This window comes from Streptomyces sp. NPDC044033, assembly GCF_056434425.1.
The window spans coordinates 25,768-46,951 of sequence record NZ_JBWKFF010000026.1; the positions used below are offsets into that span (position 1 = coordinate 25,768).

Annotated in this window: 22 protein-coding genes and 1 pseudogene; 9 read left to right on the forward strand and 14 right to left on the reverse strand. The window is 70.3% G+C overall.

Annotation, left to right across the window (positions count from 1 at the left end; genetic code table 11):
- Nucleotides 1-369 precede the first annotated feature (369 nt).
- From AC07AB_RS33950 to AC07AB_RS33965, 4 genes are all read right to left on the reverse strand, one after another.
- Nucleotides 370-1,125: a hypothetical protein gene (locus AC07AB_RS33950; protein WP_478575319.1), complete on the reverse strand. Its 756-nt coding sequence runs from the start codon at nt 1,123-1,125 to the stop codon at nt 370-372.
- A gap of 56 nt (nt 1,126-1,181) precedes the next feature.
- The gene (locus AC07AB_RS33955; RefSeq protein ID WP_478575321.1) at nt 1,182-2,306 is read right to left on the reverse strand and encodes a trypsin-like serine peptidase; all 1,125 of its coding nucleotides are present in this window, start codon (nt 2,304-2,306) and stop codon (nt 1,182-1,184) included.
- A gap of 67 nt (nt 2,307-2,373) precedes the next feature.
- Complete coding sequence (locus AC07AB_RS33960) at nt 2,374-3,213, reverse strand: trypsin-like serine peptidase (protein WP_478575323.1); 840 nt, start codon at nt 3,211-3,213, stop codon at nt 2,374-2,376.
- A 105-nt stretch (nt 3,214-3,318) separates the two neighbouring features.
- Nucleotides 3,319-4,401 (reverse strand): alpha/beta hydrolase, encoded by a 1,083-nt coding sequence (locus AC07AB_RS33965; RefSeq protein WP_478575326.1) that lies wholly within the window; start codon nt 4,399-4,401, stop codon nt 3,319-3,321.
- A gap of 189 nt (nt 4,402-4,590) precedes the next feature.
- Between AC07AB_RS33965 and AC07AB_RS33970 the strand changes: the two genes are divergently transcribed.
- The 3 genes from AC07AB_RS33970 (at nt 4,591) to AC07AB_RS33980 (ending at nt 7,643) form a co-directional block, all read left to right on the forward strand.
- Nucleotides 4,591-5,565, forward strand: coding sequence for a helix-turn-helix transcriptional regulator (locus AC07AB_RS33970; RefSeq protein ID WP_478575329.1), 975 nt, complete (start codon nt 4,591-4,593; stop codon nt 5,563-5,565).
- 663 nt (nt 5,566-6,228) lie between these two features.
- On the forward strand, nt 6,229-6,717 hold the full coding sequence (locus tag AC07AB_RS33975) for a hypothetical protein (protein ID WP_478575331.1): 489 nt from the start codon (nt 6,229-6,231) through the stop codon (nt 6,715-6,717).
- Nucleotides 6,718-6,830: 113 nt separating this feature from the next.
- On the forward strand, nt 6,831-7,643 hold the full coding sequence (locus tag AC07AB_RS33980) for an RICIN domain-containing protein (protein ID WP_478575332.1): 813 nt from the start codon (nt 6,831-6,833) through the stop codon (nt 7,641-7,643).
- Nucleotides 7,644-7,843: 200 nt separating this feature from the next.
- Here the strand turns inward: AC07AB_RS33980 and AC07AB_RS33985 are convergent, their stop codons facing one another.
- The gene (locus tag AC07AB_RS33985; protein ID WP_478575334.1) at nt 7,844-9,109 is read right to left on the reverse strand and encodes an alpha/beta hydrolase; all 1,266 of its coding nucleotides are present in this window, start codon (nt 9,107-9,109) and stop codon (nt 7,844-7,846) included.
- Between the two features lie 97 nt (nt 9,110-9,206).
- Entirely contained in the window at nt 9,207-9,866 is a 660-nt protein-coding gene (locus AC07AB_RS33990; protein ID WP_478575337.1) for an alpha/beta hydrolase, read from the reverse strand.
- 513 nt (nt 9,867-10,379) lie between these two features.
- On the opposite strand from AC07AB_RS33990, the gene AC07AB_RS33995 reads away from it, so the two are divergent.
- Nucleotides 10,380-10,535: a hypothetical protein gene (locus tag AC07AB_RS33995; RefSeq protein ID WP_478575339.1), complete on the forward strand. Its 156-nt coding sequence runs from the start codon at nt 10,380-10,382 to the stop codon at nt 10,533-10,535.
- 103 nt (nt 10,536-10,638) lie between these two features.
- On the opposite strand, the gene AC07AB_RS34000 is transcribed toward AC07AB_RS33995, so the two are convergent.
- From AC07AB_RS34000 to pdxR, 3 genes are all read right to left on the reverse strand, one after another.
- Nucleotides 10,639-11,154 carry a hypothetical protein gene (locus AC07AB_RS34000; protein ID WP_478575342.1) on the reverse strand — a complete coding sequence of 172 codons (516 nt, stop codon included), beginning with the start codon at nt 11,152-11,154 and terminating at the stop codon, nt 10,639-10,641.
- Nucleotides 11,155-11,258: 104 nt separating this feature from the next.
- Nucleotides 11,259-11,678, reverse strand: coding sequence for a hypothetical protein (locus tag AC07AB_RS34005; protein ID WP_478575344.1), 420 nt, complete (start codon nt 11,676-11,678; stop codon nt 11,259-11,261).
- A gap of 396 nt (nt 11,679-12,074) precedes the next feature.
- Nucleotides 12,075-13,571 (reverse strand): MocR-like pyridoxine biosynthesis transcription factor PdxR, encoded by a 1,497-nt coding sequence (gene pdxR, locus AC07AB_RS34010; protein WP_478575347.1) that lies wholly within the window; start codon nt 13,569-13,571, stop codon nt 12,075-12,077.
- 138 nt (nt 13,572-13,709) lie between these two features.
- On the opposite strand from pdxR, the gene AC07AB_RS34015 reads away from it, so the two are divergent.
- From AC07AB_RS34015 to AC07AB_RS34030, 4 genes are all read left to right on the forward strand, one after another.
- Nucleotides 13,710-14,285, forward strand: a complete 576-nt coding sequence (locus tag AC07AB_RS34015; RefSeq protein ID WP_478575348.1) for a universal stress protein — start codon at nt 13,710-13,712, stop codon at nt 14,283-14,285.
- A gap of 247 nt (nt 14,286-14,532) precedes the next feature.
- On the forward strand, nt 14,533-15,273 hold the full coding sequence (locus AC07AB_RS34020; RefSeq protein WP_478575351.1) for a GNAT family N-acetyltransferase: 741 nt from the start codon (nt 14,533-14,535) through the stop codon (nt 15,271-15,273).
- A 377-nt stretch (nt 15,274-15,650) separates the two neighbouring features.
- A complete protein-coding gene (locus AC07AB_RS34025) occupies nt 15,651-15,950 on the forward strand; it encodes a hypothetical protein (RefSeq protein ID WP_478575354.1) in 300 nt (99 codons plus the stop codon).
- 28 nt (nt 15,951-15,978) lie between these two features.
- Nucleotides 15,979-16,158 carry a hypothetical protein gene (locus AC07AB_RS34030; protein ID WP_478575356.1) on the forward strand — a complete coding sequence of 60 codons (180 nt, stop codon included), beginning with the start codon at nt 15,979-15,981 and terminating at the stop codon, nt 16,156-16,158.
- A 117-nt stretch (nt 16,159-16,275) separates the two neighbouring features.
- On the opposite strand, the gene AC07AB_RS34035 is transcribed toward AC07AB_RS34030, so the two are convergent.
- Together AC07AB_RS34035 and AC07AB_RS34040 are read right to left on the reverse strand one after the other, a co-directional pair.
- Nucleotides 16,276-16,434 (reverse strand): hypothetical protein, encoded by a 159-nt coding sequence (locus AC07AB_RS34035; protein WP_478575524.1) that lies wholly within the window; start codon nt 16,432-16,434, stop codon nt 16,276-16,278.
- Between the two features lie 34 nt (nt 16,435-16,468).
- A pseudogene (locus AC07AB_RS34040) lies at nt 16,469-16,678 on the reverse strand (hypothetical protein); the annotation flags it as partial.
- 317 nt (nt 16,679-16,995) lie between these two features.
- Between AC07AB_RS34040 and AC07AB_RS34045 the strand changes: the two are divergent.
- Complete coding sequence (locus AC07AB_RS34045; protein ID WP_478575359.1) at nt 16,996-17,595, forward strand: snapalysin family zinc-dependent metalloprotease; 600 nt, start codon at nt 16,996-16,998, stop codon at nt 17,593-17,595.
- Between the two features lie 185 nt (nt 17,596-17,780).
- Here AC07AB_RS34045 and AC07AB_RS34050 read toward each other — a convergent pair whose 3' ends face one another.
- The 3 genes from AC07AB_RS34050 to AC07AB_RS34060 are packed head-to-tail and all read right to left on the reverse strand — an operon-like array spanning nt 17,781 to nt 21,184.
- On the reverse strand, nt 17,781-18,503 hold the full coding sequence (locus tag AC07AB_RS34050) for a class I SAM-dependent methyltransferase (RefSeq protein WP_478575362.1): 723 nt from the start codon (nt 18,501-18,503) through the stop codon (nt 17,781-17,783).
- A 54-nt stretch (nt 18,504-18,557) separates the two neighbouring features.
- Nucleotides 18,558-20,048, reverse strand: coding sequence for an amino acid adenylation domain-containing protein (locus AC07AB_RS34055; protein WP_478575364.1), 1,491 nt, complete (start codon nt 20,046-20,048; stop codon nt 18,558-18,560).
- Nucleotides 20,045-21,184: an acyl-CoA dehydrogenase family protein gene (locus AC07AB_RS34060; protein ID WP_478575367.1), complete on the reverse strand. Its 1,140-nt coding sequence runs from the start codon at nt 21,182-21,184 to the stop codon at nt 20,045-20,047. The genes AC07AB_RS34055 and AC07AB_RS34060 overlap by 4 nt, the downstream gene beginning before the upstream one ends.

Below are 21,184 nucleotides of genomic sequence, written 5' to 3' on the forward strand. Positions count from 1 at the left end.
CCTCAGGCGGAGGCGGCTGCCGGGCCGTGCGGGTTCCGTTCCGGCGCCGCCGCCCCGAGTGATGGAAGGGGGTCCGGAGTGGCGCCCGCGCCATGCTGTGTCGCACCGGAGGTCCGGCCATGACCTGTCGCGATGGCGACGTGTCCGCGAAGGGGACGGCTGGGAACACCCCCGTGACTCCCAGCGCCGCCACCTTCGGGTGAGTACCAGCCCTCCGAGATGACCGCGCCGCCGTCCGGGGAAACCTGTTCACGACCGCCGGCCGCCTTCCGGGATTTCCCTGACCGGCACGAGATCTCCCGGCCGAAGTCCTGGCGATCCCTCGGTACCTGACCCCGAATTCCGCAAGACGCACCGGCGGAGTCAAGCTCAGGGTATGACGCGGTTCCGCAGGTTGTACGGGTAGGGGCCCTCGCCGTGGATTCTCAGTTCCGCGGCCACGTCGAAGGTGTAGTTGGGGTGTGAGGTGAGGTAGCTGTCCAGGTTGGTGCCGCCGAAGCAGATGAGATCCGAGCCGCCGGCCGATCTGGGCCCGTTGCAGAGGCTCAGCGTCGGGTACCGGAACCCGTCGAGCGGGCGGAAGCCGACGCCGCCGGGTCCGGGAACGGGCAGGTGGCCGATGAGCCCGCCGGGATCACCCGGCCAGTTCGACTCGCCGGGCTGCCGCCGGCCGTCGGCGAACAGGATTCCCTGGATGTTCCGGCCGGGCGGTTCGGTTTCCAGGACGGTGCCCGCGACGAGGGCGCCGAGGCTGAATCCGACGATGTACACCTTGGTGCTGAGGTCGCACCCGTAGGTGACGTAAAGGTTGTAGAGCGCCGTCCTGAGGTTGGCGACACCGGCGTCGACATCGGCGTACAAGTTGATGTCGTTGACGCTGTTGGGGTACGGGATGCGTACCGGGTCGGCTCCCCCGGGCGCGAGGGCCGGGTCCAGGAGCTTCCCGGCCCCGCCGTCCCGCCAGCCCGGGACCACGAACATGACCGGCCCACAGGCCCCGGCGGGGCGCGCGGGCACGGCCTGGGCCGTACCGGGCGATCCGGCGATGGCGCCGGCGGCACCGGCGATCGACAGGATGAGGGCAAGGAGCCGTCTCCGTCGCGGCGTTGCGAAGCCTCTCGTCACGTCTTCTCCTCTCCATGGTGGTGACCGGTCGATGGTGCTGTCCGGCGCCGGGCCGGCTACGTCAGGGACGCCGACTGGGCGGCGTCGTAGACGGCCTGCTCCTCGCTACCCAAGTGGGTGGAGCTCATGTTGGGGCCCTGCTGCCAGCCGAGAACGCCGATGATCTGGCCGGGGTCGTCGTAACGGGAGAAGACTCCGACCTGGAGTCCCTCGCCGGTGGCGGGGTCGAAGTCCTGCAACACGGCGCCGCCGCTGCATCCGGGCGACAGGGCCCCGGGCAGCACGTCGCTGTAGTAGACGGGGTCGGCCCAGGTGGTTCCCTGGGCGACCATGAGGCTTCGGCCGTCGAAGGTCCGCTGGAGAGCCCTGGGGACGTGGCCGGGGCGGTAGTAGTTGCGTTCGTTGATGGTCGGGTAGCCGAAGATGTGGTCGGTCCGCTGCTGCGGCTGGTTGAAGCCGATGCGCTGGGCGCCGGTGACCTGGCCGATCGGGCGCGGGTCGTCAGGGCTGGCCACCAGGACCGCGGCCATGTCGTGCCCCAGCAGCCAGTCGGCGCTCCGGCTCCAGGTGTCGGTGAACCACTCGCGGGTCACTCCCCAGACGCCGTACGGGGCGATGTCCTTGCCGGGGAGTTCCGTGCTGGTGGTGTGCCGGGGCAGGTTCGCTCCGTCGAATCCCGGCACGAAGGCCATGTTGGTGACCACGATGTTCCCGAAGCCCACGTTGACCGGGGTGTGGATGCGCAGGCAGTGGGCGGCGGTCGCCACGACGCTCTGGTTGGCGCCGCCTACCACGTCGCCGGAGCACGCCGCTTCCGTGACGGCGCCGTTGTCGAGGTTCTTGTACTCCATGAAGAACTTGCCCGCGGTGCGCGAGACCAGCCCCGCCTTCCGCGGCCACGGCCTGCTGAGGTCGTCCCAGCCTCCCGGGGGCGGGGTGGCGTCCTGGTCCTCGTGGTTGAGGCCGACGGAGGCCATCTTCGCGAGGGTCCAGTGCTCCACTTCGGCCCTGAGCCTGCGCTGGTGGTCCGCACCGGCCGGGACCAGCGGAGTGAGCTCGAACGCGGGCGCATCGGCCCGGGCCGGGGGCGCGGCGACGAGCAGCGCGGCCAGCATTGCGAGCACGCCGAGCAGGGTCGTTCTCGTGCGCCTCGGCAGCTTCCCGATGGACAAGATGGACAAGGGTGCCCTCCTTGAGGACGTGGGGGGAGACGGTTCCGATGACGTCGAACGATTTCCGCGTCCCGTCTTACGGGTTGGTGGTCACCTCGAAGCCCGCGCCGAACACTCCTGCGGGGGCGGCGGCGGTGTCCCGGGCGCGCAGGTCGGCGAGGATGTTGGCCGAGCTGGTGTACAGGAAGGGCGGCAGCTTCAGGGTGATCCCCTTGGTGATGCCGGCCCAGGGGCCCGATGCCTGGAAGCCGTTGGCCTGGGAGGGGAGATCGGTTCCCGGTACGTGCCAGATCGCCGGTCCGCCCGAGTCGCCGTGCATGTTCGCGGCCGGCGACCGGTAGACGCCGTCGGCGTTGTCCATGACGGTCCCGTACCACACGCCCGTCTGCCCGGACGTGATGATCTCGTTGCTGCCGGTGGCGAGCAGCCGCTCGTTGTCGAGCGCGGGGTCCAGGGCGTTGGGGCTCGCGGTCCCTCCGGGAACCTTCAGCTCGCCCGTCTGCTTCAGGTACGGCCCCTGCGAGGAGAGCGTCACCTGCGGGACCAGCTCGATGACCATGTAGTCCTTGGTCACGTGCCCGGTCTGGGAGCCCTCCGGGTCCTTGAAGTAGCGCACGTATCCGATCGGACCGAACCCGGGGTCCGCCCGGTCGTAGACGGGAGCGATGTTGTCAGGGATCTCCCGGTCGGCGTATGGAGGGTCGTTCAGGCAGTGCCCCGCCGTGATGGCGATCTTGTGCTGGTACTTGTCATTGCCCACCGCGCCGAGCGTGCAGAACACATCGGGCATCGACGGGCTGAAGGTGATCTGCATCGCGTTGTAGACCCGCTTGGCGGGCTGGGCGTGGGCGGCGCCGGCGCCCACGGTGCAGAGCAGCGCCAGGCTCAGCAGGAGGGTGCACAGTCGCTTGATCATGTACGTAGCCCTGTCTGTCAGAACGGTGATCGGAACGGAGATCGGAGCGGGGAACGGGGATCGGAGCGGGGGTCGGAGCCGCGAAGGGTCAGGCGACGCGAAGGGTCAGGCGGACGCGAAGGCCGCTTCCAGGCGTGGCACGAAGTCGACGAAGTCCTGCGCCCAGCAGTCATAGCTGTGGCCGCCGTCGCAGCTGCCCCAGCCGGAGCCGTTGCCGTAGTCCACGTAGTGATAGGGGTATCCGAGTGCGTCCAGGTGCTCCTTGACGTGCTGCGCCGCCGACCTGACCCAGAACTCCGGGTTGGCTGCGTTCCCCCTGCCGTCGCCGGTGTAGAGCGAGATGCCCATACCGGCCAGCCGATCCATGTGGGTGGACGGGTCCGCCTCGTTCCAGCGCCAGTCGGCGTCGAAGACCGGATATGGCGTGCCGAAGACCGCGTCACTGGACACCGCGGGCCCGAAGTCGAGCGGGCAGGTGGGATCGCCGGAGCCGCAGAGCGGTGCGCCGATGTTGGTGAGCGTGGCGACCACGGCCGCCCGCATCACGGCGTGGTCCCTTGAGAGGTCGACCGCGCCCGAGAACGCCCCGACCTGGCTGAACAGTTCGGGGTGCGCCTGGGCGTAGTGCAGGGAGCCGAAGCCGCCCATCGAGAGGCCGGTGACGGCCCTGCCCTTCTTGGCCGCGATGGTGCGCAGGTTGGCGTCGATGAAGGGGATCACCTGGTCGATGTGGAAGTTCTCCCAGTTCTGCGCGCCGGCGGCGGTCTTCTGGTCGAGCCAGTTGCTGTACCAGCCCCGGCGGCCGCCGTCCGGGATGACCGTGATCATCGACTGGCTCGCGAGGAGGGCGGGGTAGGCGAGCCGCGGGTTTCCCGGGTCGTCGGAGGCGCCGTGCAGGAAGTAGAGCACCGGGTAGCGCTTGGCGGGTTCGGTCGCGTAGTCGCCGGGCAGCAGGATGCGGATGCGGTGCTCACCGGCTACCTGGGCCGTCTTCACGGTGATCACGAAGTTGGTGGCGGAGCCGGATACGGAGCCGGTCTGGGTCAGGCCGAAGCCGTCGGTCATCTTCGGCGGGCCCGGCGGCTGCGCGTGCGCGGTGGGCGTCCCCAGTAAGAGGAGGAGGGCGGCGGCCACAACGGCGACCGCTGCCTTGGCGCGCGGGAGCCGGATGGACAGGGCTGGTCTCATCAGGTGTCCTCGGGGTCGGCTGGTGCCATGGGGCCGGTGGTGCGGTCGGACACCGCAAATCTCACCGCAGTGGCGCGCGCAGCGCCATACAAAGCCGTGGCCCGATTGCGCCACTGGCGCAAGTGCGCCGACCGCGCAGTATGCTGCGGCGACCGGGAGGACCGGCCCGGTACGGGCGAAGGGGACACCGTGCACGACGTGTTGGACCCGGCCTCCGACCGCGGGCGCGTCTACCGGTCCCTGGTCGGCCACCCCCATGAGCCCGTCGACCGGCTGGCGGCCCGGGCCGGGCTGAGCGAGGCCGTCGCACGTGCGGTGCTCAAAGAGCTCGCCGCCCAGGACATCGTCATCACAACGGTCATCGGCGGCGAGGAGTCCTGGGAGGCGCTGCCGCCCACCCAGGTCGTCGAGGCGCTGGCGCAGCGCGACGCCGCCTTGTGGACGGCCCTGCGCCGGACCGGGGTGGAGCTGGAACAGCTCTACCGCTTCGCCAGGAGGGACGCCGGGCATTACGGCGCGCTGGAGGTCGTGGAGGACGCCGCCCGGGTCCTCGACGTGAGCCGGCAGCTACAGCGGTCCGCGCACCACCAGCTACGGACCATCGATACGCCGCCGTACTCCGGCACGGTCGACCACTACCTCGGACAGGAGGCGCTCCAGCGCAAGCGTATGGCCGCCGGGGTCGTCTACCGCACGATCTACCACGGGTCCGCGTTCGACGACCCCATCGCGGGACCCAATATGACCCGCATGATCGCGGCCGGGGAACAGGCACGGGCGCTGGACGACCCGCCCATGAAACTCGCCATCGCCGACAGCGAGTTGGCGGTGGTCACCCTCGACGCCGACGACCACGACCATCCCGGCGTCGTCTCCCTCCTGATACGCCCCTCCAGCCTCTTCCGGGCGCTGTCCAACACGTTCGAATCCCTGTGGAGGCTCGCCGTCCCGGTGTCGGCGACGGGCGACGGCCCCCAGATCGACGCCCGGGACCGCCAGATCCTCACCCTCATGGCCAGCGGCGCCACCGACGACGCGATCGCCCGACGCCTGGGACTCGGACGCCGCACCGTCGTACGCCGCGTCTCCGGCCTCCTCACCAGACTGGGCGCCACCACCCGCTTCCAGGCCGGAGTCCAGGCGGCCCGGCGCGGCTGGCTCTGATCCGGGCTCCGCCCTCGCCACCGCCTCTGCCGGACTTCGCCGACATCGACATGAAGATCGCCGAGCGCCTGTGTCAGGGACCTTGCCAGCCGATCGCCGACTACCCCCAGCCCCGGCTGACTGCCGTTGCCGGCGGAAGCAGCCCACAGGATCACGTCTCACGCGTGAGGCCGGTGGAAGTCACCATCTCGCAGGTGCCACCGAGTGGCTTCCGCTGCATGTACGTCGGCAGGTCGCAACTGCGTGTGGAAGCCGACCCGCTCAGACGAATGACGCCTCGGGCATGCCGGCACCGAAGGAGGTCACCGGGGTATGCGGCTGGGGCGCCCCTCGTACTCGATCGAGGGCAGACATGTTGAATGACATCCAACTCGGGATGATTCGCGGCTACGGTGCGGAAGATGGAACAGCCCTACTCCGATTTCACCGTTTGTCGCGGCGGCCTCAGGGATGTCTGGTCACGTGTGCGCTATCCGGCCACATGCGCGGAGGCGATCTCCAGCACTACCGAGCACACCCGGGACCACCGCGGGACCAGCGGTGAAGCGACGCCGACTGCCGCTGACGCCTTCCTCCTGTCAGCGCCTGCCTCGTGCCGGCTTTGGAAACCGAGCGGGCATAGATACCGTCTTCTTAATTCCAGTGAAAGCAGGGGGAGTTGAGATGACTGGTGTCGAGGTAGCTGTCGGAGCGCTATTCGCCTGGGCGGTACAGAAGGCCAGGCGCGTGGCAGGCCGGGCCGATACGGAGGTCGACCGGACGCTGGACGCGGCGATGGACGGGCTCCATGACCTGGTGAGCGCGAGGCTGGGCGAGCAGCCCGCGCTGCGGGAACTGACCGCCGAGGCCGAGGCGGCCGGGACCGTGGAGGAGACCGCCGCGCCCAGTGCCCCCGTCCGGCAGCGGATGCAGCGCGCGCTGTCGTACGCGGCCGAGCATGACGCGGACTTCGCCGAGGCTCTGGAGCGCGCCGTCCAACAGGTACGGGACGCCGAGGACCGTACGGCCGGGCGGGCGGCGGCGGAAGGCTCCGGAAGCGTAGCCGTCAACGGCACGCTGAACATCAGCGCCAAAACCGGAGGCGTGGCCGCCGCGACCATGGGGAACGTGGCGCTGGGAAACCCTCCGCAGCCGGGCCCGCAGCACGGCTGAGCGCGCCCGGCGTTCCCCAAGCCATCCGGCCCGCGCAGGCCGACGAGACCGCACCGACCACGCACCCGCGTTTCCTCGCCGGCGGGAGCATCACCCACGCCGAGAGCGGGGCCGTGGCGGTCGGACACGCCGACCAGGTCTCCTACGTCCGCAAGCTGCGCCGCACGCGTGTCCTGCTGGCCGTGGCGCCCATCGTCGCGACGGGCGGGACCTTCTTGGCCATCACGCTCGCGCCGCACCAGTTGGCCCCGGACGGCCGGCCGCGGGCACAGGAAGCGCCGCTCTCCTCGGCGTCGGCCTCTCATTCCGCGTCGGCCTCCGCGGCATCCCGCCCCTCCGGAACGCCGTCCGCCTCACCCACCGTTCCTGCGCCGGGCCCGCAGGACGCGGGCGGCGCGGGCGGTCCGGTGCCGGCGTTGCCGCAGTCACCGCCGCAGCCGCCCGCGCCGGCCAAGCAGAGCCCCGCCCGTGGGGGCGGCTCGCACGGGGGCGGCTCACAGGGGCGCTCCAAGCCGACAACGTTCTCCCTGGGCTCACGCTCCCATCTGGAGAACGTCCAGGCCGGCCAGTGCGTCGCCGGCGACAGCACCTTCATGTCCATCGGCGCCTGCAGCGCCAGCTACGCCTACACCTGGACGCTGCGCCCCACCGGAGACAACACCTTCGAGCTGGTCAACCGGGCCAGCGGTTCCTGCCTGACAGCGCCCCCGGGCAACGACTACCAAGCCAGTCTCACCAACTGCACTTCCGGCAACATCCACTGGCGTCTCGGCGCCACGACCGCGGCAGGCCAAACCCTGAAGAGCGCCGAGACCGACCACTGCCTGAAGATCGACTCGCCGCCCTTCAGCGGCACCTTGGTGATGGTGACCACCTGCAACAGCGATGATCGCAAGCAGCTGTGGAGAGCCGGCGCGGCGGGCTGAATCGCCGTCTGAAAGGCCGGCCGTCGGAATCGGCCGACGGCCGGTCTGTGGTGGACAAGCCGATTCCCGCCGCACGCGTGCGGGGTGCACCGGAGTTCGGACACTTACGTGGTTGCCGCCCCGTACACGAGGCGAGGAAATGTACTGCGGAGCGTCGGCGCGCGAACGGAGAAACGAACCTCTGCGCCGACGGCTGCCGTTCAGGGAGCAGCGGTGGTGACGTCCACATCCGTGATGGCCGCGTCGGGATGCCGTACCCCCGTCAGTACCTGGTCCTGCCCGGTGTCGCCGAGGAGGTAGCGGCGGAAGAAGGCACCGAGGTACGTGACGGCGACATGGCGCTGCTGCGGCTCGGTCAGCTGCCTGGCGGGCGCCGCACCCTCACGGTCAGTGCACTGCCCGGGGTGTCCTTCCACCGGCGTGGCATCGTCGGAGGCCGCGACCTGGCGGCTCTGAGGCGACCACTGCGTGTTGAAGTAGTTGTGGTTCGCCCCATGGATCGCGAACCGGTAGAAGCCGCGCTGGTTCCCCTTGGCCGCGTCGGCCGCGAACGGGAGCGCCTCGCCGCCGACCTGTCCGTCGCATGTTCCCCGGAAGGCGGCGAACGGGGTCTTGGTGATCGTGTAGTTGGACATGTCTTCCGTCATCACGTTGTAGGCGGGCGCCACAGCTGCCACCGCCTTGACGTCGACGCCCTTGGGCCACTGTCCCCGGTGGCTGTCGGCCGCCTGCCAGGTGGCCCCGGCGCCTGCCCTGGAATGCCCCATGATCCCCACGTTGCCCATGTCCACGTGGTGGGCGAAGCCGACGCGTCGCGCCGCTCCGGTCGCCGGGTCGACGAACTTCCCGGCGAGCTCGCCCTTGCCCTTGGAGCTGAGCTCCTGCCACATGCGCAGATGCCGGTTGATGAGATCCGCCCGCGCGGCAGCGTTGTCATCCCCCGTCAGGGAGGAGGCGTTGATGCCGTTGGCACCGACCGAGACCACGACAAACCCCTGAGCGGCCAAACTGCGGCCCGCGTAGTCATATCCGCGCTCGCTGGGCAGGACGGGTGTTCCCGACGCACACGGCCAGGCGAACAGCTTGGCGCCGGCAGCTTCATACGCGGCATCGTCCCCGCTGCTTTCGGCGGCAGTGCGCGCCGCCTCTGCCTTCCGGTCGGCGCAGGTCTCGTGCCAGCCGTGCAGCATGACGATCAGTGGATGCCGTCCCTTGCCCAGGTCCGCGGGGTAATGCACCACCCCGGTCAGCTCGACCGATTGACCGTCCTGTGGCAGGTGCCAGACCTCATTGCCCAGGTCGTAGCGGACCGTCCTGGTGGCCCCGGACGAAGGCATCGCGCTCCGTCCCGTCGCCTCGTTCGGTGCCGCGGCACCGGCCGCAGCCGTGTACGTGAAGGCTGCCGCCGCGGCGGACAGCACCGCTGCCGACAGGCCCAGCAGACGAGCCGAAGCCCTCGTGCGCATGTGTCGCTTCATCATGTCTTCCTCGGTGAGTACAGGGCCGGCCGGAGCATCCGGTTCCGCTCGTGGCCGTTGCCCGGGGTGAAGGTGAAGGCCGTCCTCAGCGGGCGGCGGCGTAGGAATCCACCACGAACTGGATGACCCGGCCCCGCAACGCGGCCCCTGAAGCACCTGCCCGCCTGATCATGTCCGTTCCGTGGAAACCGTTCTTTTCGATGACCAGTTCCTTCTTGCGGGCAACGGAGGCCGCATAGACCTCACGGACCTGCTTCTCCACCGCGCCCTCCATGTCACCGGGCGACACCGCGAGAAGCGTCGGGACGCGCAGCTTCCCCACCGCCGCCACGCCGTCCGCCCCGATGCACCGGGCAGGCGAGGACATCATCAACAGGCCCACCACCCGCAAGGGCGTGTCAACCCCGGCGACCGCTGCCGTCGTCCCCCCGCACGACGCCCCCGCCAGGAACACCCTCTTCGCGCCGACACGGCGCAATTCCGCCAGTCCAGCACGGGCATCTCGGTCAATGTGCACGTTGTCGGCCAGCTTCTCGGACGCACCGTGATTGCGGAACTCGGGGATCACCACGTGGTAGCCGCGCTCCGCCAGCTGCCGCCCAATATCGACGAACGAGCAGATGCTGTAGCCCTGCTCGTGATCCAGAAGAACGCCGTCGGGCCCTTCCCCCAGGACCAGCGCCGACAGATGCACCCCGTCGCTGGTCGTCAGCGTGGTGGCTTTACTCCTCAGGTCCTTGGGCACGCAGGTGTTGAGGAGATACCCCCGTGCCGTGTGCATCGTGCGGTCGGAGGAGCTCGGCTTGTACGAGACCGGCTTATGCTCCGGCGGTGCCGCGGGAGCACTGCTCCGCGCCCCGGAGGGCACTGGCGCGGTGGACGCCGCAGCCCCCGTTGCTGTGTCACGCCCAGACCCGCCGGCCGGGCTCCCACAGCCCGACACCAGCCCCAGGCACACCAGCGCGGCGGCGGCAGCAGTTCTGACTTTCGGCACACTCTTCCCTAGGTCTCACATCCGACGGCGACGTGTCCTGCGCATGCTGGACACGCACGTCCGCACCAGGGCGGAACACCCCCTACGTCTTGACAGACGTGCGGACCTGCCCGAGGTTGCAGGCCGCGACGATCAATATTCCGGAAGCGGGAGACGGACCGGCCACGCCACAGCCGCAGCCGCACACCCGCACCGACAGGCCACGCCCCGGCAACCCTCCTGCCCGACACCGCACAACGGCGCGAACTTCACACCGCGGAATCCGTGAGCGACGTACTGGTGTGGCGGCTGCGCCAGCTGGCCGACCTGCCTGCCGACGCCTCCAGCCTGCCCGAGCACAGCGCCGCAAAGGGCTCGTCCACCGCCCGCCGGACGACATCCTGGACGGCCTCACCCTCACGGACGGCACGAAAGATTTGAAACCGCTTGGTCAGCACCCGGCCGCGACTGCCGGTGAACCGCCAACCGTGGCCATGGCATACGTGTGGGGGCGGCGCACCCTCCGGTGTACCGCCCCCACACATTATTGAGTCGGGTCCGGCAGGCCCGCTGCGGTCAGCAGCCCCGCTTCGATCTCATGGCGGGGCGGACGGATACCCAGATGCTCACCGACCGTGTGGAAGACGCGAGGAAGCAGACCATCTCCGCGCCACACCACACCGGCCTGGCGCAATGCCCCGTCAAGCGCGGCGACCTTGCCAGTCGGGTCCACACGCCCGGGGAAGTCCAGCAAGCCTTCCTCACCGATCCCCATGCTCCACACCTCCTCGTCACCAGGTGAGTAGACGAGTCGGGCCGGGGCCTGATGGCAGTTCAGCGTGATGCACACCAGCTCCTCACCCCGGCGCGGCATCGCATCCTGAACCTCTTGGATCCAGTCCAGGTACCACGTGGCGCACAAGGAGTCCTCCAGCAGGAATATCCGCTCCCCGCTGGTGCCGAACATGCACTGCCAGTCCTTGAAATCGCTCCCTGACCACTGCGCGGCGATGTCCTTGTAGAGGACCCTCCGCTCCAGAAGAGCCTGGTCCGCTCCCATCCACACCAGGAAGTCGACCGGGCACGCGCCGCGTTGCGGAACCTGTTGGACCTTTAGGCCCCGATCATGTCGCAGCAGAGGCGTGGCGGGAAGCCCCGAACGACTCAGAAGCAGCTTCCGCAGAGTTCCTCGGTGCCGCTTCCGCGTGCGGCAGTTCGGGTGTTGCCGGGTGGCGGGTTGCCACTGAGGGGGAGGCGTCGATGCCCTGGTCGAGCACGGCCAGAACAGATCGCCACCACGCCGCCGCTGTTGTCGTGGACGATGGCCTGCCACTCCAGCACCGGGCAGGCAGCGACCAGCAACGTGTCCAGCCCGTCCACGCCGCTCGCGGCGACGCGGCCCATTGCCTCGTCGTGGACGGGGAAGTTGCCCTGCAGTGCGTCGCAGTGACCGCAGCCGTCGGACAACTGCCGTTCGCTCATGGTCCTGCTGTAATGGCTCTTGACGGTCGCGGCCGGAGCGGCGTGGCCCGCCGACACCCACACCGAGCACGACGCGCACCCGCCCGCGAACCGATTCTCCACGCCACTCCCTTCCGGCTGCGTTTCCGCACCGGCTCCATTCGAGGCGCCACTTCCGCCCCGGTCCAATGCGCTGGCGGACGCCCCCTGGTGTGGAGGCGGTCGGCTGCCGTCTGTCCGGCGCGCGTCCGTTCTCAGTCGCGAGCAGTGTTCAGGAACCGATGACCCCTGACCACCATGTTCCGCCACCGCTCGCGGGTGCGCACTCCCCCCGTCGAACCACCATGTCCGGGCGGCCTGTTCGGGGAGCGGGAGACCCGGCCATGAAGTGCGCGATGGCGACGTAGTACGTGTAGTCGCCGCTCTGCGTGAGCTCGCGCAGGCGGGCGATGCCGACCGCGAGAGCGTTGTGTGCGGTCGGCCGGCCGAAGCCTTCTGAGAGCTGCCGGTCGCCAAGTCTTAGCTACGTCCCTCGAAGCCGGACTTCCTGATCAGGTGCGCGAGTTGTCGCACGCCGGGTACGAACGATGACTCGGGGGTGTTGCCGTATCCCAGGACGAGCCCGTTGTGGGCGGAGTCCGGGAGCAGCGAGGAGCGGGACAGGGGCCAGGGGGCCATCCGGTGCCGCCGGGCGGCCCGGGCCACGCGCTGATCCGGGAAGTCCGCCGGCAGCCGGACCGTCAGGTGCATGCCGCTGTCGCCGCCGGTCACGGTGTGCGGCACGTCGAGGTGTTCGGCCAGCGCCGCCCTGAGCGCGTCCCGGCGGCTGCGGTACAGGCGGCGCATGCGTGCGAGGTGCCTGCTGTACTGGCCGCTCTCCATGAAGTGCGCCAGGGCCAGCTGCTCACAGCGGTGCCCGCCGCGCAGCATCTCGTCCACGACCGGTGCCGCCTGGCCGACCAGGGCCTCGGGCAGCACGAGGAATCCCAGGCGCAGCGAGGGGAACAGCGTCTTGCTGAAGGTGCCCACGTAGAACACGGGTGCGTTCGGCGTCATGCCCTGCATGCAGGCCAGGAGTTCTCCGCTGTGGCGGAATTCGCTGTCGTAGTCGTCCTCCATGATCCAGGCACCGTGGTCGCGGCACTTCTCGATCAGGTCGAGGCGTCGGGAGGCCGTGAGGACCGAACCCGTCGGGTACTGGTGCGCGGGGGTGGTGTAGACGAGGCGCGGTGGGCGGTCCCTCCAGTCGGCCGCGGAGATGCGCAGGCCCTCCGCGTCGACCGGCAGGGGGCGGACGTCCAGGTCGCCGGAGGCCAGTGCGGTCTGTGCGCCGCGGTAGCCGGGGTCCTCGATCCAGGCGGTGTCTCCCGGGTCGGTGACCAGCCGGACGCACAGCGAGAGCGCCTCCTGCGCTCCCTCCGTGATGACGACCTGCTCCGGGGCGCAGCGCACGCCGCGGGCCAGCGCGAGGTGGCGCAGGACGGCGGTTCTCAGCGCCGGCTCCCCCTGGGGCGGGCCGTAGCCCAGCAGACCCGTTCCGCCCTGCTGGAGCGTCCGGTCGAGGGAGCGTCGCCAGGCCGCCAGCGGGAACTGGGCCAGGGCGGGCACCCCCGGCGTGAAGGCGAGGGAGTCGACGTCTCCCAGGAGGGGCTTGCGGATCCGGGCGCTGCGCCGCGACAACGTGGGTGGGGCGGGGGTGTGGTGGGCGTGGCTGTCGGGCTCCGGCCGGGCCAGCGCGGCGACCCGCGTTCCTTGTCTGCTGAGCTCGATATAGCCCTCGGTGCCCAGCACGTCGTAGACGAGCGTCACGGTGTTGCGGGAGATCCCGAGCCCTCTGGCGAGGGTGCGCGAGCCCGGCAGGCGGCTGCCGGCGGGCAGCCGGCCGTCGAGGACGGCGGTGCGGATGCGGTGCAGGAGCTGCTTTTGCAGGGACTCCCCGTCGTGGGCTCGGGAGAGCGGTTCCTGCTGGAGGAAGTCGAGTTGCGGCCCCAGGGCCTCACTGCTGGAGGTCGACACTGCTCCATCTCCCCTCGTACGTCGCCCGCCTCCCCAGGGCCAGACCTTGTGGACCTATGGAATGACTACGTTGTGGACCTTTTTGGGGGTCCACGTCAAGCCTAACCTGGCAGGGGAGACACGCACAGGGAGAAGAGAATGTCCGCACGTCTGAACGACTCCGTGAACGGTAGCCAGTCCTCAACCCTTCGCCGCACCGGCCGGGTGGTGGTCGGTGTTTCCGGTTCGCCCGGCAGTCTGGCCGCGCTGACCCGAGCCGTTCAGGAGGCCCGGCACCGCGGACACCTGCTCGTGCCGGTGAGCGCCTGGACCCCGCGGGGCGGTGAGGCGGCAGCACGGCGCGCACCCTCGCCGGGGCTCGACGCGCAGACGGAGCGTGCCGCCGAGGAGCGCCTGAAGCGCGCCATCGCCTCCGCACTCGGGGGCATGCCCGAGGACGTACCGGTCGCGCCGGCTCTGATACGCGGCTCGGTCGCCGACGCTCTCGTCTCCCTCGCCGCCCACCCCGGCGACCTGCTCGTCCTCGGCGGCGGCCCGCGCCATCCGCTGGTCAGGCTGGTGCGGGGCGGGATATGCCGCCAGGTGACGGCCCGGGCGCAGGCCCCCGTCCTGCTGGTCCCGGAGCCGATCGTGCCGCGCGGGACGCGCCGCTGGCTGCGGGACCTGACCGCCGACGAATTCCGCCTTAAGGCAGCCAACGGCTTGGCCGGCTAGCAGGTGTGCGGCGAAGCCGGTGCGCCGCGCTGGCTCCAGTCCAGTCTGGGCGCGCCTGAACCGGGCCAGTGCGTCCGACAGTTCGGCGATCGGGTAGTCGAGCGGTCCGGAGCCTCCACTGCTCGTACGCCCTGCCCCCTCGCGGAGAGAACAGGAGTGGACCTATGGAATGACTCCATTGTGGACCTTACTGGGGGTCCACCAGTTGCCTAGCCTGGCAGCGACCGACACGAAGCGGGAGAAGAGAATGTCCGCACGTCTGAATGAATACGGCCAGCCCATCGGCCACCCGCTGCCCGACTGGACGGCCCGTCCGGCGTCCGCCCGGGTCACCCTCGACGGCCGCTTCTGCCGGGTGGAACCGCTGGACGCGGACCGGCACACCGACGACCTGTACTCCGCCTACGCACGCGCGGCGGACGGCAGGGACTGGACATACATGATGGCCGGTCCGTTCGGGAGCCGGGACGAGTACCGAGGCTACGTGGCGACGGTGACGCAGGCGGACGACCCTCTGCACTACGCGGTCATCGACCTGCGCAGCGGCAAGGCGGTGGGCACCCTCTCCCTGATGCGCCAAGACCCGTCCAACGGCGTCGTCGAGGTGGGAAACGTGGCGTTCTCGCCCCTGCTCAAGCAGACCCCGATCTCGACGGAAGCACAGTTCCTGCTGATGTCGTACGTCTTCGACGAGCTTGGCTACCGGCGCTACGAGTGGAAGTGCGACAGCCTCAACGAGCCCTCGCGCAGGGCGGCACAGCGGCTCGGTTTCACTTTCGAGGGGATCTTCCGCCAAGCCGTGGTCTACAAGGGCCGCAGCCGGGACACCGCCTGGTACTCCGTCATCGACTCCGAGTGGCCCCAGGTCGGCAAGGCGCTGCGGGAGTGGCTTTCGCCGGACAACTTCGACGCGGACGGCCGGCAGAAGCAGTCCCTGTCCGCTGTACGCGCCTGCGATGCGAACCCCGGGGCGGAGCGGGCGCTCTGAGGTTCGACACCGGATGCCGCAGGCGCTCGACGCATCCACGCGAGTCCGAGGACGTTCTCTGCCAACACCCCGACCTGCAAGACGTGGCGGTCCTCGGTATCCCGCGCGAAACGCTCGGCGACGAGGTGGCCGCCGACGGGATGCTCCGACGGGGCGCCGAGCAAGACCCATCGCCTGTTCGTTGAAGACCGCGTGGCGCTGTAGAGGTGCCTGCGGCGGATCATCTACGCCGACGTCCCCGAAGAGGGCACGAGGCAGGGTCCCCCGGCGGGAGATCCCGGCCCCTCGCTGACCGGTGCTGTCGGGCGCGAACCCACCGTCCTGCCGACCACCGCAGGCCGGAACCGTAGGCCCAGCCACCGAACCTAGGAATCCACATGACACCCGCCCGGCCACAGCCGGTGGAGCGTGCACAGGCACAGCAGCCGACAGCCCACGGTCCCAGAGGCGTCCTCGCCGTGGACAGCGTGCCGCCCGAGCGGTCCTCGATGGGCTGCGGCGCCAACAACACGGCCCGGTACATCGGCTCCGCGGTAGGGGTCGCCTTGACCATCACCGTCGCCACCGCCTTCCCGGGACGGCCGGCCCATGGCGCAGACCTGGCCTTCGCCGTCTCCGCCTGCCTCTCCCTGGCCGGAGCCGCCACCGTGCTCGCGCCGCGCGAACGCGTGCGTTGACCTCCCGAATCGCGAAGGCCCGCGCCTCATGTCCACCGCCATGCGTTCCACCTACGCTTCCTCGGCCCGGTGCGCTGTGCCGGTCGCCCAGACAACGACCGCCGGCGAGGTCGCGCACCTGGTCGACGGCGTCGACGGCTCCGCCGCCACCCTCACCCCCGTCGAGGGTCGGTGGGAGGTGCGCGGGGGCAGCCCCGTGCGGCTGTAGGAGCGGATCGAGCGCGTGCTGTCCGCGTACGACGAGGCAGACAGGCCCGCCCGGAGACGTTCTCTCTCCACGTCTACGACGGCGGGCAGGAAGTCTCACCGCGTGCCGCGGAGCGGCTTACGGCACGGTCAAAATGATCTTTCCGTGAGCCTGGTCGCCGCGTATCCGGTCGGCGGCCTCGTGGGCCCAGTCGAATGCGTGGGCGCTGTCGACGACAGGGCGGATACGGCCGTCCACCACGGCGGGCATCGCCGGGGCCGATGGCGGCGATGTCACCGGCGAATTCGTAACCGGCCAGGTACTCCGTTCCGTTGCCGGTGGCCGGGTCGAAGGAGCTGTCGAGCTGCTGCACGTCGGCGTTGTTGAGGGAGGCGGCGCGGGCGCGGACGAGAACCTGGCCGGGGCCGGGTTCTGGTACGGGCACCTGGCGGGCTTCCCACTGCGGGTTCCTGTACGTGGAGGGCACCCCAGGCCAGCGCTTCGGCGTCTGCACCGCCGAGCCCGGTACCTTTCCTTGCACACCGTGGCCGCTCCGCGACGTACCGGCACCAGACCCTCGACGGTCACCACAGCCAAGGAGACCGCCGTACGCGGCACGGCCTCTAACAGCGCAGCAGCGCCCGGGGCGCTGCGCCCCCGGCGACCAGGTCCGGCTCCTCGGCGAGAATCTTCGCCGCCTTCACCTCGCCCTGCCGCCCGGCCCGCTGCCACCACCCGTGCATTTTTGGCCGACTTGGCGGACACCGGCTCCCGAGCACCGGCGAAGGGGTTGTCATGTCCGCGTCCACCCTCTTTACTGCGTACAGCAGTTGAGACTCAAGGAGGCGCACCAGTCTCATGCGTAAGCGAATAGCCGTCCTGACGGCACTCATCCCGGCCCTGCTGAGCACCACCGTCGGCACAGCCTCGGCGCACCCCGCGCCGCACGCGTCGCACGCGCCCCGGGCAGTGGTCACCCTGACCTACGATGCCAGCCGGGCCGGTCAGTGGAAGGGCGCGATCCAGAAGGCCGTGCAGAACTGGAACGACACGGTGCACAACGTACGTCTGAAGCCGACGAGCACCCCCGGCTCGGCCGACTACACCTACAGGGCGACCAGCGGCTGGCCGCAGTCCACGTTGGGGCCGGTCTTCCCCGGCCGCCACGGCGATGTGCAGCTCGGTCAGCAAGCGGTCAACGAGGGCTACGACGTGACCCGCATCGCGGCGCACGAGACCGGGCACATCCTCGGGCTGCCCGATACCTACAACGGCCCGTGCTCGCAGCTCATGTCCGGCCACGGCCCCGGCACGTCCTGCACGAACGCCAAACCCAACGCGGCCGAGGTAGCGCGGGTCGACAGGAACTACGCCAACGGCACCTCGGCGACGAACCCGCGCCACCACCAAGTGGTGATCGACATCTGGTCCAACCGGCTCCGCACCGGCACGCGCTGACCCCGACCGCTCTCGGCATGGCCCGACCGCGGAACCGGGAGCCACATCGCCCTCCGGGGAAGGAGCGCCCCCGAGCAGCGGCGCCCTACCCTCCGCCGGGCCACGCCGAGAGCTACGGCACCTCACCGCGTGGGCGCGCCGTCGCCCCGCACCGGCTCCGGTGCGGGGCGACGCAGACATGGTGATCAGGCGAGGTGCGCGATCACGTAGCGGGTCGACAGGTCGAGTGGGGTGCCGTCGGCGAGGGTCTCGGTGGTCCGCATCAGGATGTCGCCGGCTTCGACGATCTCGAATCCGGTCTTCTCGAACAGGTCCTCCAGTTCGGTGTCGACCTCCTGGCCCGGCGAGAGGCCGAACTGGAACTGGTTGAACAGCCGTTCCAGCTTCGGCAGCGACTCGTCGGACTCGAAGAGCAGCCGGTGCACCACGGACCAGGTGACCTTGGTCGGCTCCTGGCAGAACACCCGGCCGTGCTCGCCGACCAGCGCCGCCAGCGTCTCCACCGCGGGCGCCCGGTGGTCGTACGGCAGCTGGTGGAAGAGGGCGCGCATGTAGACGTTGACGTCGCCGATCCGCTCGTGCAGGGCGTGCGCCTCATCGGTCTCCAGGACGTCGAAGCGGAAGTACTCGACATTGGGGCGGGCGTTGTTCTGGCGTGCCATGTCGATCGCGGCCTGGGCGATGTCGACACCGATCACCCGGTCGAAGTGCTCGGCGAGTACGGGGCTCTGGGTGCCGTTGCCGCACCCCAGGTCCACCACCGGCAGCGCCGGATCGAAGTGGAGCCGCAGCTTGGGAAGATGGCGCACCGCGTTGTGGGCCGGGTCGGAGTCCCAGAACGCCTCGCCGCTCTGCTCCGGCAGATCAGCCCAGTACGTGTCCCACAGCGCTTCCCGGTCCATGGTCATGTGCCGTGATCCCTCCTGTTCGGTGGTTGGTGCCAGGTGGCCGTGGCCCGGGTGTCAGCCGCGGGCCGCCGCTGTCAACCGGGCCGTCAGTGCGGCCCGGTCGGTCTTGCCGTTCGGGGTGCGGGGCAGGGCCGCCATCATGTGCAGGGCGTCCACCGTCATGGAGAGCGGGAGGCGGTCCGCGCAGTGCCGTTTGACGCTCAGCAGGGTCGGCGGGCTCGCGCCCCGGCGGGGCACCACGGCCGCGTGGATACGGGCGTTCAGCCCGGAGCCGATGACCACCACGGCCGCCGTGCCGATCCCCTCGTGGGCGTCCAGCGCCGCCTCGATCTCACCGAGTTCGACGCGGTGCCCGCGCACCTTGAACAGGTGGTCGCGGCGGCCCACGTACTCCAGGTTGCCCCGCGCGTCATAGCGGCCGATGTCACCGGTGCGGTAGGGGCCGGTCTGCGGTGCGGCGCCCCAGTACCCGCTCATCACCGTCGGTCCCGCGACGGTGATCTCGCCCTCCGGCCCGTCCCGCGGCTCCAGCCAGACGTCGGCGCCGGCGCACGGGACGCCGATGGGCAGCGGGCTGCTGCGTCCCAGGTCGTCGGCGGTGATCTCATAGGAGGTACAGACGTTGGTCTCGGTGGGGCCGTACCAGTTGAACAGCCGCACGTCCGGCCACGCCGCGCGCAGCCGCAGGGCGTCCGCCAGCGGGAAGGGCTCGCCGGCGAAGGCGCAGACCCGCAGCGCGGGCGGCGGAGCGCCGTCCAGCAGCCCGCCCTGGTGCAGCATCAGTACGAGGACCGAGGGCACCGAGTACCAGACCGTGAACCGCCGGCTCTCCAGCAATTCAGTGAGCAGGTCCGGCGCATACGCCATGCCCGGCGGCACCAGGTGCACCGAGGCGCCCACCAGGAACGCCGCGTATAGGTCGAATACGGACAGGTCGAAGTTGAACGGAGCGTGGTTGGCGAGCCGGTCCTCGGCACGCAGGCCGGTCTCGGCCGCCGCCCAGGTGACGAACGCCAGCGCGTTGCGGTGGCTGATCGCGATGCCCTTCGGCACCCCGGTCGAGCCTGAGGTGTACAGGATGTACGCCGGATCATCCGGCGCACCGTGATGCACCGGAGGCGCGGAGGGGGCGGGGGACGCCAGCAGTTCGGTGGCGCCGACCACTCTCGGCCCGCTCTCCCCCACCGCCTCGGACCACCGCTCCCCGGCGGCGCGGCGCAGCCCGTCCGCGTCGGTGACGACGAGGGCCGGGCGGCAGTCCCGGATGATCTGGACCAGCCGGGCGAGAGGGTTCGCCGCCGAGACCGGTACGTAGACCGCTCCGATCCGCAGGGCGGCCTGCATCAGCGCCACCGAGTCGATGTCCTTGCCGCTCCAGATCACCACCCGGTCGCCGGGGGCTGTCCCGGCGGCGTGCAGGGCGCCGGCGAACGCGTCGGCCAGCAGGTCCAGTTCGCGGTAGCTGACGCCGCCGGACAGGTCGTCAACGGCGAGTGCGTCCGGCGTCCGGCGAGCCGAGCGCGTCAGCAGTTCGTGGAGTCTCACAGGCCCAGCTCCCTGGCGATGATCTCCCGCTGGATGTCGGAGGTACCGGAGAAGAGGGTGCCGGGCACCGCGTCCCGCAGGGCCGCCTCGATGCCGTCCTCCCGCAGGTAGCCACGCGCGCCGAACAGCCGTACCGCGTCCATCGCGCTCTCCAGCACGCCCTCCGAGACCGCCAGCTTCGACAGCGCCGCCCACAGGGCGCCGTCGTCGTCGCGGTCGAGTTCCCAGCAGGCGCGGTAGAGCAGGAGACGGCCGCTCTCCAGGCGCAGCTTCATCTCCGCGAGGCGATGGGAGACCGCCTGGAACTCCGACAACCGCCGCTTGAACTGGCGGCGTTGCCGCACATGGCGCGTACAGGCGTCGAGCAGTCGCTGCTGCACGCCGAGGTAGAGCGCGAACAGGCAAGCCCGCTCCCAGGCCATGGAGGTCTGGAAGACCGTGCTGCCCAGCCCGGGGGCGCCCAGGACCTGGGAGGCCGGTACGAAGCAGTCCTCGAAGGAGACGGTTCCGGCCGGGCAGCCCAGCAGGCCGGTCTTCTCGAACGGCGGGCCGGCCGAGACACCGGGCACGTCGCGGTCCACGACGAACCCCGTCAGACCAAGGTGCGCCGCCTTGGCGTCGGTGGTGGCATAGGTGACGTAGACGTCGGCGACGGGGCCGTTGCTCACGAAACTCTTGGTGCCGTCGAGGACGTAACCGCCTTCCACCGCGGTGGCGGTGACGGCGAGCCGGGAGACGTCGGAGCCCGCGTCGGCCTCGGTCATGGCGTTGCCCGCGATCAGGGACCCGGAGCACAGACCGGGCAGCAGCCGTTCCTGGACGGCCGGTTCGGCGAAGTCCAGGATCGGCCTGGCGCAGGCGAACTGGTGGGCGGCGGCGGCGAAGACCAGGCCGGTGCTGGAGCAGCCCTCTCCCACCGCCTCGATCACGCGGGCGGTGTCGAGGGCGCCGAGGCCGCCGCCTCCGAACCGCTCCGGGATGCTCGCGCCCAGCACGCCGAGCTTCCCCAGCCCCAGCCAGTCCTCCCGGGTGAAGGGCTGCTCGTCGCGCTCCCGATCCGGAGGGAAGGCGGCGCGCACCCCGGCCAGGATCTCGGCGTACCGGGCCTGTTGCTCGGTATTCCAGCCGAATTCCAT

What these genes read in the sequence shown, in the direction of transcription:
- AC07AB_RS33960 (WP_478575323.1), bottom strand. Translation starts at nt 3,213, where the DNA reads ATGATCAAGCGACTGTGCACCCTCCTGCTGAGCCTGGCGCTGCTCTGC.
- AC07AB_RS33965 (WP_478575326.1), bottom strand. Translation starts at nt 4,401, where the DNA reads ATGAGACCAGCCCTGTCCATCCGGCTCCCGCGCGCCAAGGCAGCGGTC.
- AC07AB_RS33975 (WP_478575331.1), top strand. Translation starts at nt 6,229, where the DNA reads ATGACTGGTGTCGAGGTAGCTGTCGGAGCGCTATTCGCCTGGGCGGTA.
- AC07AB_RS33985 (WP_478575334.1), bottom strand. Translation starts at nt 9,109, where the DNA reads ATGCGCACGAGGGCTTCGGCTCGTCTGCTGGGCCTGTCGGCAGCGGTG.
- AC07AB_RS34000 (WP_478575342.1), bottom strand. Translation starts at nt 11,154, where the DNA reads ATGGGAGCGGACCAGGCTCTTCTGGAGCGGAGGGTCCTCTACAAGGAC.
- AC07AB_RS34015 (WP_478575348.1), top strand. Translation starts at nt 13,710, where the DNA reads ATGTCCGCACGTCTGAACGACTCCGTGAACGGTAGCCAGTCCTCAACC.
- AC07AB_RS34020 (WP_478575351.1), top strand. Translation starts at nt 14,533, where the DNA reads ATGTCCGCACGTCTGAATGAATACGGCCAGCCCATCGGCCACCCGCTG.
- AC07AB_RS34025 (WP_478575354.1), top strand. Translation starts at nt 15,651, where the DNA reads ATGACACCCGCCCGGCCACAGCCGGTGGAGCGTGCACAGGCACAGCAG.
- AC07AB_RS34030 (WP_478575356.1), top strand. Translation starts at nt 15,979, where the DNA reads ATGTCCACCGCCATGCGTTCCACCTACGCTTCCTCGGCCCGGTGCGCT.
- AC07AB_RS34045 (WP_478575359.1), top strand. Translation starts at nt 16,996, where the DNA reads ATGCGTAAGCGAATAGCCGTCCTGACGGCACTCATCCCGGCCCTGCTG.
- AC07AB_RS34050 (WP_478575362.1), bottom strand. Translation starts at nt 18,503, where the DNA reads ATGACCATGGACCGGGAAGCGCTGTGGGACACGTACTGGGCTGATCTG.
- AC07AB_RS34060 (WP_478575367.1), bottom strand. Translation starts at nt 21,184, where the DNA reads ATGGAATTCGGCTGGAATACCGAGCAACAGGCCCGGTACGCCGAGATC.